At 43.4% G+C, this 12,884-nt stretch carries 10 protein-coding genes; 9 read left to right on the plus strand and 1 reads right to left on the minus strand.

Features of this window, described 5'->3' with window-relative positions:
• The first annotated feature begins 9 nt into the window (after positions 1-9).
• The 6 genes from NST69_RS11440 to NST69_RS11465 all read left to right on the plus strand — a co-directional run bounded on the left by NST69_RS11440 (position 10) and on the right by NST69_RS11465 (position 9,709).
• Positions 10-1,413, plus strand: coding sequence for a GBS Bsp-like repeat-containing protein (locus NST69_RS11440; RefSeq protein ID WP_342550155.1), 1,404 nt, complete (start codon positions 10-12; stop codon positions 1,411-1,413).
• Between the two features lie 115 nt (positions 1,414-1,528).
• Positions 1,529-7,156: an RHS repeat-associated core domain-containing protein gene (locus tag NST69_RS11445; RefSeq protein ID WP_342549356.1), complete on the plus strand. Its 5,628-nt coding sequence runs from the start codon at positions 1,529-1,531 to the stop codon at positions 7,154-7,156.
• Between the two features lies 1 nt (position 7,157).
• The gene (locus tag NST69_RS11450) at positions 7,158-7,445 is read left to right on the plus strand and encodes a hypothetical protein (protein WP_340751709.1); all 288 of its coding nucleotides are present in this window, start codon (positions 7,158-7,160) and stop codon (positions 7,443-7,445) included.
• Positions 7,446-7,622: 177 nt separating this feature from the next.
• A complete protein-coding gene (locus NST69_RS11455) occupies positions 7,623-7,913 on the plus strand; it encodes a hypothetical protein (protein ID WP_340751710.1) in 291 nt (96 codons plus the stop codon).
• 124 nt (positions 7,914-8,037) lie between these two features.
• Positions 8,038-8,670, plus strand: a complete 633-nt coding sequence (locus tag NST69_RS11460) for a hypothetical protein (RefSeq protein ID WP_340751711.1) — start codon at positions 8,038-8,040, stop codon at positions 8,668-8,670.
• Positions 8,671-8,803: 133 nt separating this feature from the next.
• On the plus strand, positions 8,804-9,709 hold the full coding sequence (locus tag NST69_RS11465; protein ID WP_340751712.1) for a hypothetical protein: 906 nt from the start codon (positions 8,804-8,806) through the stop codon (positions 9,707-9,709).
• A 251-nt stretch (positions 9,710-9,960) separates the two neighbouring features.
• On the opposite strand, the gene NST69_RS11470 is transcribed toward NST69_RS11465, so the two are convergent.
• Positions 9,961-10,170 (minus strand): helix-turn-helix transcriptional regulator, encoded by a 210-nt coding sequence (locus tag NST69_RS11470; protein WP_340751713.1) that lies wholly within the window; start codon positions 10,168-10,170, stop codon positions 9,961-9,963.
• Positions 10,171-10,327: 157 nt separating this feature from the next.
• Here NST69_RS11470 and NST69_RS11475 point away from each other — a divergent pair, with 157 nt between their 5' ends.
• The 3 genes from NST69_RS11475 to NST69_RS11485 all read left to right on the plus strand — a co-directional run bounded on the left by NST69_RS11475 (position 10,328) and on the right by NST69_RS11485 (position 12,833).
• Entirely contained in the window at positions 10,328-11,125 is a 798-nt protein-coding gene (locus NST69_RS11475) for a recombinase family protein (protein WP_340751714.1), read from the plus strand.
• Positions 11,122-11,379 (plus strand): hypothetical protein, encoded by a 258-nt coding sequence (locus NST69_RS11480; protein WP_340751715.1) that lies wholly within the window; start codon positions 11,122-11,124, stop codon positions 11,377-11,379. Before NST69_RS11475 ends, NST69_RS11480 begins: the two co-directional genes overlap by 4 nt.
• A gap of 218 nt (positions 11,380-11,597) precedes the next feature.
• Positions 11,598-12,833 carry an IS110 family transposase gene (locus tag NST69_RS11485; protein WP_340751716.1) on the plus strand — a complete coding sequence of 412 codons (1,236 nt, stop codon included), beginning with the start codon at positions 11,598-11,600 and terminating at the stop codon, positions 12,831-12,833.
• Positions 12,834-12,884 lie beyond the last annotated feature (51 nt).

The raw sequence follows: 12,884 nt of genomic DNA on the forward strand, positions 1-12,884 counted from the left end.
TTCGTGAGTATGAAAATCTTGAACCTTGTAAAGAAGTTCTACCTCCTGTCTATCCTAATCTTAGGATATGCAGCTTCCTCTGCCATTGCTGAAGCATCCAGTACGAACCATATCGTTGTTGACGCCATTGGTTCATCTCCGCAGCGTATTTATACCTACAATCATGGGCGCTTGGATACAGAAATTCTGCCGGACCGCTCAATGATTCAATATACATATGATGCTAACGGAAATCTGGTCAAGCGCAGCCAGATGAATTCATCCGAACCCTATGTCTTCGATCTATCTTCAGTATCCTATGATATTTATATCCGTGGGGTTCAGCCTAATGTCCAGCAAGTACATTTTCCAACTTGGACTGCCTGGAAGGACCAGGATGATGTGGAGTGGATCGTAGGGGAAAAACTGGCCGATGGAGTCTGGAAAGGAACTGTAGTTTTTAATAGACATGGTGGAGAGACAGGTACATATATTACACATATTTATGCGGATGGGAAAATGGTTAGTGATGTAGGTGCAGAAGTCCGGAACAACGGAGTGACGATTACAGCACCTGAACAAGCTTCGCTGGCTGACGGGTTCTATACTGTGCAGGCTAATGGTATACCGGAGAGTATTAAAGAGGTACGCTTCCCTACGTGGACAGAGCATATGGGACAAGATGACTTGGTCAATCCCTGGATAACAGGTGAAAGACTTGCAGACGGATCTTGGAGAATTAAGATACCGTTCAGTACACACAACTTTGAAATGGGAAATTATATTACACACATTTATTCATTTGATCGGTATGGGAACAAAACAGGAGTGGGCGGCAAAGTAGTCAATGTGTTAGGCGGAGCAGGGGGATCTAAAGAGACCGATCTGTCCGGTGTTTCGTATGACGTATTCATCTATGGGGTAGATCCGTCTATCCAGAGTGTACAATTTCCGACATGGACGGCTAATAATAATCAGGATGATATTGAGTGGATTGAAGGGGTTAAAGTCGGGAACGGCGTATGGAAAGCAACGCTCGTGTACTCTAGGCACCATTCAGAGACAGGCAAGTATGTTACTCATATTTATTCCAGTGGCCAATTCCTTGGAGCTTGGGAATATGACGTCACGAATTCACAGATATTGAAAGCACCTGTTAATGCTAAGATCAGTGACGGTTACTATGAAGTCTCTATTGACGGAATACCGGCTAATGTAACCCGGCTGGAATTCCCGACGTGGACGAATCATAATGGCCAAGATGATCTCAATTGGTATCAAGGGGAACGCGAGAGTTCGTCCAAATGGAAAGTTCGGATTCCTTTTGCTAATCATGGGAATGAAACTGGCGTGTACATCACCCATATGTATGCCCACGACGGCTATGGAAATAGTAGGGGGATTGGTGGGGTTACGGTGAATATATCTAATTAATAGATGTTATAGATGTGAGAGTTGTTAAACAAAGCTGTTAAATACTATGGCCCCGGTCAATATTATACGAAAACTATTTAAACCATTCACTTCATACAGATAGGAGAAATGTTATATGAAAAGTCAGCACCCGCTCCATCGCTGGATAGTATTAATTCTAAGCATTGCTTTAATTGGGGGCGGATTTCCAACCCTGGAGGGACGAGCAAGTGCTAAGGTAAGTCCTTATGAATTGGAGTCGGCTAACGTTCCTGAACCTTCAGCGGCTCCTTCTGAACCGCCACATTCTCTGTTTACAACGTCAACTGAAGCCAAGCCGGCCCCCACTCCCATGGTGGGGGATGAATTGAACTCACAGGTTACTTCAGATGCGTCGCCAGTTGAGAGAAAACGGCTGATGAGCAGGAGGCAACGTGTAGGGGCACCTCCAATGCCTGATGAGAGTATTACCGTAGCTAAAGCTACATATGAACAGAACATACTGCCTCCGGCGCTCCTTTCTCTAAAAGCGAGAACATTATTGAAGCAAGGGCGGTTGGATTCCAAAGCGTCTGAGGAGACAACGAATCTCCGTTCCAGGGCTAATCAGAACAAGGGCTCACAGGATTTGTCCCAAACTGAGATTGAACAGCTCTTTCTGGCAGGAGCTTCTTATGAGGATGTATATGGCATCAATCTAATGATGCAGGAGTCATCCGGGAGAACACCACTCGAGCTTTTGAAGTGGCGCCATCCCGGCAAGTTAACCTGGGAAGAGATTGAACAGAAATTGAAAGATCCAGCTGCTGACCTGGCGGAGCCGCCCTCAGTACCGGATTCTGTGTATAAGAACGAGGGTGAAGCTCATTCTGTCGTTCAGCGTCAAAGCGTGATGTCGCTCGTGTATGGAGAAGAGGCACTCCTTGACAGTCAACTTCAACTCGCTTCTTCCCAATATACTGCTTTTGACAGAACTGTTTCTGGCATCTTTGACGGATTAGTGAAGCAAGCACAGATTAACCAGACCAATAAACCTCAATATGGAGACCGGGAGCTGACCAGTGAAACTGTCGACCCTGCATCTGGATCATTGACCTGGAAACAAAATCAGATTCATTTACCTGGACGGGATGGACTAGATTTAGATATAGGGATCATGTACAGCTCGAACGAGGCTCATTCCTTGGACATACAATATACTTCTACGGGGCATTTCACAGCCAGATATGACCATTACCTAACACGTTACAATCTTGGAACAGGCTGGTCGCTTCAATTCCCTTCTATTCAAACTGTGGGTGGGTATTCATACTATCATGATGGCCAAGGCGGAGTTTTTGCGGTAGCGCCTTACCCGCAGAATGGAGATGAGCTTACTCAATACACTCAGTTTTTGAACTTTAAAAGCAAGAATATGCGTCTGATTTCAAGCAATGAGTTCTTCAATGGCGACGAGTTTTCCTTTTCATGTGTGGAGTATGCCGATAAAAGACGTGAATATTTTTCTGGAAAAGGCCTATTGTTAGGAATTGTAGACCGCTATGGGAACACGATTACCTTTAAACATACTAAACTCGAATATTCCGGTATGAAATTGGAAGTTATCAGTTCAATAACAGATTCAGTTGGCCGGGTAGTGACCATTGAATATGAGAATAATCTGGAGACTGAGGGCGATTTCTATGGAGAGAATGTTACCATTCGCGTAAAAGATGGAGGAATGGAGGTACAGAAGGTCACATTAACCAAAGGAAGAGTAAAGACTAGAGTTAATGAATTAGAGACCTATGTTCCTGTGTTATGGGTTATTACTGACCGGAACGGGGATGAAACCTTCTTCAATTATGATTACCAATATGCGGTTTACGATCCTTGGAGGGGATATGGAGGGGAGCAAAACTATAATTATTACTCCTTATTGAAAGGAGTCACATACCCTCATTCCAAAACGACTTATGAATACGATCAGACGGTACGTAACATTAATTCAATGGATTCGGTACAGGAATATCGGGTCACCTCCAGAGAGGATTCGATTGGGTCCAAAAGATATAATCGAGCCCAATATCAATATGAAGGCGATTATACCGGTTACCCCAGTTATAATCCGAAGAATATAACAGAGGATTACCGTTTCTATTCAACGGTTAAATGGTTAAGTGATACGGCTTCTAACAATATGACCACGTTCCGGACCTTTAATGGTAAAGCTAGGCTGCTATCCACCGATACGCAAGCGGCAAATGGGGAACGGAAAGTAGTAACCAACACTGCTTTTCATGAACTGTTCCAGAATTCTCCGACAAGAACAACCATTTCGGAGTATGGTGCGGGGGATAACGAGGCAACGGCCAACCACCTTTTTAAGGAAACGACATATACCCCCTGGGGGTGGGTGGGAACAGAAACGATACCGTTGACCATGGAGCAGTTCAACAATCCTTACATCAAGCAGCGGTATACAACAACAATGAGTTATGAACCGAATTATCATCTTATGGATTCGAAGAGCTGGTATCTCAATGAGACAGATGCTAATCCTGTATCTGAACACTATACCTATACGCCTGAAGGAAGGCCACTAAGTGTGACTAACGCGCTAGGGGAGCAAACTACGTATAGGTATCAGTATAACAATGGGACGAGGGAAGTTTCACAAGCTATAGCGGAGAAAACAGCAGGTGGTAAAATCGTCGCCAAAAGTGTAACTGATTATGGAGACGCGACCAAACGTGCATATCCGACGGAACAGCAGCAATGGTTCAATATAGGCACGCCAGAGCAGCGTATTGTTAAAAAGACGATGGTATATGACATGAGGATGGGGAGGCTGATTCGGGAAAGCGACGGTAACAATCAAACGGTCTCCTATGAATATGAACGGGGAGGGCGTCTGAAAAAAGAAACATATCCAGACCGAACGAATAGCAATGGAGAGCGCTACGAAGAGGTCATTGAATATAACTATTACAATGAGACCTCACCCAACTTCGACGCTGAGAATGCAGGCGTGTATGCCTTAAAGGTAAACAGTATCCATACGGTGACGAAGGCTTCCACGAATCAGTCGCTGAGCACCAATTCCGCTATATATTATAACGGGCTGGGGTCGGCACTCATGGAAGAGCGCCTTGATCCCAATGCGAAAACATGGGTGTTCACACACTATCACTATGACGACCAGGGGCGTCCGGTGTATTCCCGCGATCCAGCCGGAAATACCCTGACCGCCAGCTACGATGCTTGGGGCCGTCAAAACCGGGCAACTAATGCGAACAACGATCAGATGATCAGCGACTACAATATCAAAACGCGTACCAGCACCAGCTATATTAAGGATCACACTAACGGAGAAGTGTTGAATTACGTAGAGCAGAGCTATGATCCTTGGGGGAACAAGTTGTCAGCGGCTACCTACAAGGATTGGCCAACAAATCAGCAACGGATCGCCGAATCATACCGGTACGATATTATGGGGAATGTTACAGGGTATACCGATCCTAACCGCAAGCTGAATGAAGACGGGGTAACCACCACCTTTGCATACGATGCTTTAGGCCGGTTAACCAGCCTGAAGGACGCCTTGAACCAGACAACGAGCTACAGCTATGACGGGAACGGCCAAGTAACCAAGGTTACGATTCAAGCCAAAGGCGGTACTCCGCAAACTCTAAATACAAAGAGCTATAACGAACTCGGTCTGCCTAGCGTCAAGCAGGACGGCGCCTCGCAAAGTGAGAGCTACACGTATAATAATCTGGGGCAATTAACCGCCAAAACCGACCGTAACGGCAGTTCATTCGATTATGTATATGACGAAAGCGGTCAGCTGAAAACAAGCACGATTCGAGGGAATATTAATAATGTAGCGCAAACACAGGAAACCAAAATGATTTTCGGCGATGGCAGTCCGGATAAACAAACGGTCCTCACCCTTACCAATGGGGTCGAGACTGCTTCACATACCCAAACCCAGAACAGTCTGGGTCAGGTAAGCAGTGTATATTCGAAATCGGGTGCACATGCGGCATCGATCGGTAACCAACTCGATGTATTAGGACGAATGACAAAGATTACAGACAACTATATGGGGTTCTCTGCGAATTACCAATACCAGAAGGAACGGCTGGACAAGGTTCAGACGAACGGAAGCTCGACCCTAAATAGCGACCCTGCTGTAAATGCTCAATACAGCTATTATGCCAATAACCAGATTCATCGGATTACCTACCCGACGTTGACGGATGGAAGCCAACTGATAACGACCTATACGTATAATAAAGCACTGGGCTGGACGGAATCCATGACCAATACCAAGGGAAGCGGCAGCCTATCCGGTTACAACTATAGCTATGACAACAACGGGAACCGGGTCGCTGTTAGTGAATCGCGTAACGGAGGCGCTGCCCAAACGACAAATTACACCTACGATGCGCTAAACCGGCTGATTTCGATCAGTCGCCCAGACGGTGGTCAAACGACCTATACGTACGATGTACGAGGCAATCGCGTAACGTTATCGGATACGAGCACCGTAAGCCAGGATTCTAGAGATACGAGCTATACCTATGATCTGCAGAATACCTTGACAAGTGTCACCAAGGGCGGCACCAGCACTAGCTTCCAGTACTATGCCGACGGAATACGGTGGATGAAGACCAACGGCAATACCCAGACCCAGGTGAACTACAACTTCCAGGGCCAAGTCATCTCGGAAGAAAAAATCGTGAATGGCACCTTTGTAGAACAGGCAAACTTTGTCCGGGGAGACCGGGTGTTGGTGAAGAAGGATAAAAAAGCGGCTAAGGATTATTACTACTTGTACAACGGCCACGGTGACGTGGTGCAGATCGTCGATACTAACGGAACAGTAGTGAACAACTACGCCTATGACGAGTGGGGCAACATCACCAGTCAGGAAGAGAAAATTTCTAACTCCTTCAAGTATACGGGAGAGGTCTATGACCAGGAGACTGGACTGTATTATCTGCGGGCCCGCTACTATGATCCGAGTATGGGACGGTTTTTAAATGAGGATACGTATGAAGGGCAGATTGATAATCCGCTAAGTTTAAATATATATACTTACGTTAGCAATAATCCTTTGATTTATACAGATCCATCGGGTCACGCAGCTAAAGCATATGATTTTGGGGGAGGTGGAGGCGGATTAATGGATGGTGCCGCCCCAAAAGCCACTTGGGTAAAAGCAGGTGAAGGGGTTTATAGTGCTGTTGATTGGTATACAGGAGGGGCGCTAACCAATTATATTAATTCTAACGACCAGCCATGGAGTGCAGAACATCTCTTAAATGCAGCGAATTTAGCAATTAACTTTATTCCAATATCAGCGGCTGAAGCGAAAGCTTTACAAGTTGGTAAGGCTGCTGAAAAAGCCGGTGTAAGCCTGATTCAAAAAGCAGGGCAATGGATAAAGGTTGTATTTAAAGGCGAGGCGAATATTGTTAAAGCTATTCCTAAACTGGAGGACCTGACGAGTAAGGCACTTAGTAGTAATAGACCAATAATCGGTATTTTAAGAGAAAATGGTAAAATTGATGCTTTTGTTCAACCAGAGAATTATGGTGCATTCTTAAGTCACGAACAGTTAGGATTAACGAAATCAGATCTGGGCTTTACATTGTTTTACACTGATGGAGAATGGGGGGTTAGAGGCTCGGGCTATGCGGCAGGAAAGAACTGGGCACAGCCTTCACTTGAACAGCAAATCATGATAAAAAAATTATTTGGTGTAGGTGATTGATATGAAATTAAAAGACTTGATTAGAAAGCATTACGGTGTGTTTTGTCCGAACTGTGGCTATGAACTTTCAATTTATACTACATTCTCAATAAAAAAATTTGCTTTGAAGTGTAATAAATGTGATAAAGGCTATATGTATGAAAGAGAATTTAATAGATTAACACCTTCATCAGTCCCAGATGACATTGAGAAGGCATTCGACTGGGATGAATACAACAAATATTACAAAGGCATTCCAACGAGTGTTTCATTTATGCCTAAAATTCTAAGAAAACATTTCAAAAATTAGAATTCTGCTATGATTTAAGAAAACGTCAAAATACTTGTTATCTGTCTAACTTTACGGCAAGCAGTATTATAGAATGGTTGGTAATTGGGATTGTTTATTAAAAATAAATTAGCCACATGTGATGATATACTGCATGTGGTTTCTTTGTACTTAAAATGTTTGGTATAGGAGGATAGAATGAACATAAAACAATTAATTTCCAAACATTATGCAGTAAATTGTCCTAATTGCAAACATGAACTATCTGTTTATGCAATATATTCAATTAATGAATTTGCTGTAAAGTGTAACAACTGTAAGAAGGGATACATTTTACAACGAAGCAAAGGTATAAAACTAACTCCTTCGGATACTGTAGATAAGATTAATACGGATTTACAGCAATATGATGAATATCATAAGTATTATTTAGGCACTCCCAGCAGCCAAATGCTAATGCCTCAATGGATTAGGAGATTTATTAAGTAAAAGTAATATCAAACCAAGCTGCCACATGCGAGCGTGATAACTGCATGTGGTTTTTCTTTTTTGAAAAAGCATTTGACATTCCGAGTATGGCGATATACAATGAATCTCGTAAGGCATACTAAGTATGGCGGTGATTGAGATAATCGGTTTACAATTTATAGCTGACACGTTCCACATGGAGTACAAATCGGTAGCAGAAGCCATCGGGGTTTCCAAACAAACATTTCAGGACTGGATCAAAGAAAGAAGGAAGATACCTGAACCACGTATTGAGCAATTGTCTGAGTTATTTGGGATTGAGGATCGAACCTTGTTCCAAAAGGAGTTGCTTCCATCCGAAAAGTCGGAAATTCTTATGGTTTACTTAACCAAAACAGATGAACATGAGGAAATCGAAATTACCAACTTTGATGATGACGGAAACGAGTACACTACAACACAGCACTATTCACAGCATTTTAACCTTCTTGAGTATGTTCAAGCAGGACAAAAAAGAGAAAGATTGATCGAACAGGTAAGTTCCTTGCTGAATGCTGATCCAATCAACGAAGGCGCAAATTTCAACCTTTTAGAAGATGCAGTTGCGGTAATTCAAGAACAGAATCGTAATAAAAAGACAGCGTTGGAACTGGTCTTATATTATCTCGTCCATAGAGATAACGAATGGGGAGTACATCCAGATTACGCAAAATACGAACAGAAACAGTTCTTTGAGAAGCTAGACAAGCTGTTTGAGGAAACTGGAATTAAGCCTTAATAGGTGGTGAGCACGATGAAAAAGATAGACACGAGTTGAACAATAGCCCGACTCCAGCCGTGGGTTCTCATTCTTATAACATCTCCAATCCCATCCAATATATTAGACTACTAGAAATGAAAGAAGGTTTCATATGTTTGACACTATAATACTGAAAGCAAGACCTATTCCTATTGATCCAGCTATATTGAATCAATACAACGAACAATCAACTACATTCTTAAGCAAAGAAACAGGTACATTGAACACAAGATATACGTTAAAAGATGAAAAGTTGCCATACATGAAGTATATCGAGAATAGCCAAACACTCACAGTACAAGTATCCATGCCGAAGTTTCTATATGGAGACAACGTTACGATGCTCACAGAAGCAGATATCCCCTTGTTCTTTGAACAATTGCAAGACAGGCTGCTCCAACTCTTTGATGTGTATGTTCCACACTCTGAATGGATAATAAGCCGATGTGATGTCTGTTGCAATTTTCAAGTAGGTAAAAAGGTCAGTGAATATGTGCGGATGCTAAGTGGGCAGCAGCTTGCTTATAAGAATACAATAGCATACAACCAAGAACAGACCGTTGAATACCGGAACAAGAGCAGCAGAATTATGTTTTATGATAAGCATAAGCAGACTCGAAAGGAAGAAGAATCAAACGAGATTATTGAACGTTCTAAAGGTATCCTTCGATTAGAAGTCAGACCTAGCGACAATGATCTGAGAAGGTTCTCGCCAACGAGGAAGGCAGTAGAATTACTCCAAAAACCATTCTTTGACTATACGATGGAGAGGATACTTGCGCAGATTGAGTATCCAGAGGAAGTTAGCGATATGGATTTGTCTTGGCTAATGGAGAACAGAGAAAACATATCCAAGATCGAAACTGTTCTTGGTTTCCGACTGCTGCAAAGCATGTTTGATGAATCCGTATTAAGGCAGCTTTATACATCATCTACTTATGCCAATCGCAAAAACTTGCCAAAAAAAATAGCAATCCCCCAAGGGAACTGCTTAGATCGTCTTGCAATAAATAGCTAGAAGACACATCCTCACCGACGGACACGTTATTTTGCCGATAACGATAAAAAGTCCAACATGTTGGATGAAAGAAAAATAACATAGTCTCTATTGTACTTGAAAATAAAGAGATTTCAACCCCTACCTTCCGGGAAATGTTCGCCATTACGATAGGAAAACACCCGGGGGTGGTTTACATCAAAAAGCATGATTCTTGTTGAGGAATAGGGCGTAGCACATCCAGCGCCCGACCCGACTTACATTTAGACACCTTAAGCTTCCGAATCTTCAACAATCAGTTCATGGATGGAGATGTCTAGAGCTTCACAAATCGCTTCCAGCGTTCGGATATAGACTCTGTCTACTGAATCGGAACAGAGATGATTAATGGTACTTGGACGTAAGTTCATTTGTCGGGCAAGCTGTCTTTGTGACATTCCACGCTGATCTAATATATCTTTTAATCGAATCTTTATCTTCATGTCTTCCTCCATCATTCCAGCAGCTAAATATAGAAAGATTATATCATGAACTTGTCTGGAAAATCATTGAATGTAACTCTTAAAGGTTATATAATTATAAAGTGGAACTGTTAAGAGTTACACTAATTACAATTTCCGTAACGATGGAGGATTATACATGAATGTCATAGGCTATGTACGGGTCAGTACGCAAGGTCAGGTGAAGGATGGCTACAGCTTGTCCTACCAGCAAGACGAGATTCGGTCGTACTGTGAGCAGCAGGGATGGCATCTAGTTCAGGTTTTTACAGACGAGGGCATTAGTGGGGCGAAAGTGGACGAGGAAGCCTTAGAAGTCGAACGAGAGGGCTTCCAAGACATGCTGACCTATGTATCGAGTCACAAGGTGGATTACGTTGTTGTCCTGAACACAAGCAGATTATGGAGAAGTGATATTGTCAAAGTCCTAGTCCATCGGGAGCTGAAAAAGCGCAATATCGACATTCGGAGTATTGAACAACCGACCTATAGCATTTTTAAGAAAGACCCGTCTGACTTCCTGATTAACGGTTTGATGGAATTGCTGGATGCTTATCAGCGGCTGGAGATTGCTATGAAGCTGGGACGTGGACGAAACAAAAAGGCTTCCGAAGGCAAGTTTGCTGGTGGAGGCATTCCTTTTGGTTACAAAGGAAAACGGGGATCAAAGCAAATGTTCATTGACGAACAGAAGGCATCCACGGTTCAGCGGCTCTTTCAATTGAAAAAGCAATACCCTATATGGTCATTGGCGGCTTTAGCTGAGAAGTTAAATGAAGAAGGATTTACAACAGAACAAGGGAAGAGGTTTACCAAAGTACAGGTGAAACGAATCCTAGACCGTAAAGCATTTTACCAAGGAACGTATCGTTATGGACAGATCGAAGTAGACGGTAAACATCAAGCAATCCTACAGTCTGGAGGAATGTGCTTGTGACGATATTACAAGAGAAGTATGAATCGCTGGTTGAGCAAGAAGATCAGCTTCTAACAAGTCTCCGAACCACTGCCGCTTATGAAAATGCCATGTTTCAAATTACACATGAACAAGCTGCGGAGATTCACTTGCCGACAGCGGAGAAAATCATAGATAAGATTCACGAGTACACAGAAGAACTGCGGCTAGACCTGCTTTATGTACGTCTGGAGAAGTCACACGTTGCTGGGATGTTGAAACTTACAGCTATCTAAGCATTATCGAAAACAAGAGATTGCTAACGTATCTTTGCGGCATCGACCGCTCGAACTGAGGATGCAAACTTGTTTATCCCTAATGTTTTCGCCACTCGTTTGAGTGGTTACTAATGGGCTGGATACATACAGATCAAGCGATAGAGACAGCAAAGATTCTTGAATGAAACGAATCGAATCCATTAGTAACAATTCAAATACAGAGGGAGCAAAAGAGCATGATTGAACAGCAGAATCTAATCTATGTAGGAGTTGACCTGCATAAACAACATCATACAGCCGTCATTATTGACTGCTGGAGCAAGAAGCTAGGGGAACTAAAATTCGATAACAAGCCGTCTGCCTTTCCCTTGCTGCTCAAGGAACTGAACAAGTACACCAAGAAGGGCTTGTCAGTAGTCTATGGACTGGAAGATGTCGGAGGCTACGGCAGAGGACTCGCCGTCTATCTGAAGGACAATCGTTGCTGGGTGAAGGAAGTGAACGCAAAGCTCGCTAACGCCAGACGAAAAAGCCATGTGACCGTTCAGAAGTCGGATAGCTGGGATGCGGAATGCGTTGCCAAGGTGCTCAGGGACGAGTTAGAGCGTCTGCCAGATGCTCAACCCGTTGACCTGTTCTGGGCGATTAGCCAACTTGTGACACAGCGCAAATGGTTGGCTAAGATTTTAACAGAAGCGGTAAAAAAGATGCATCAGCAGATTAGCTATTCCTATCCCAGTTACAAAAAGTTCTTCTCTGAAGTAGAGGGGAAAACGGCGCTTGCCTTCTGGGAAACCTACCCCTCACCGTACACCTTGAAGGACATGTCTGAGGAAGCCCTTGCTGCTTTCTTGCGAAAGCACAGCAACAATGGATTGTCTCATAAGAAGGCAAATCAAATTCTTACTCTGATCGACGCAGATGGAGAAACGTATCGGGATTTTCAGGATTCAAGAGATTCAGTTGTAGTGAGTCAGGTGGAATCCGCTCGGTTTTTTCAAGAACAATTGGTCAGTATCGAGGGTAAGATTGAGCATTTGATGCAGCAGCTTGGCTTTCAGCTTGAATCCATGACAGGGATCAATGTGGTGACAGCAGCGCAGCTTGTGGCAGAGATTGGTGATATTCACCGATTCGCTTCCTCTGATAAGCTTGCCCGATTTGCTGGAATAGCACCTGTAGCGGTTGGTTCAGGAAATAAGTCACGAAATTTTAAGAGTAAGCAAGGCAATCGGGAATTGCATGATATTATCAAGAGTCTTGCAATTCGTCAGATTGGTGTCACCCGTACCAAGAGGGAGCCAAAGAATGCCTATTTTCATGCTTATTATGAGCGAAAGATAGCAGAGGGGAAGACGAAACAGCAAGCGATTGTGTGCTTAATGAGGAAGCTGGTAAACATCATCTACGTCATGATGAAGAAAAAGTCAGCCTACGTGATGCCGAATACACCAGTACAGCAGGCAGGATGATAGAATGGGTGGTAGCTGAGAGTGATTTCTCAGTTGCCACCTTCTTTATTC

The organism is Paenibacillus sp. FSL P2-0089 (assembly GCF_038595095.1).
In the GTDB taxonomy this organism is placed as follows: Bacteria; Bacillota; Bacilli; order Paenibacillales; family Paenibacillaceae; genus Paenibacillus_AQ; species Paenibacillus_AQ silagei.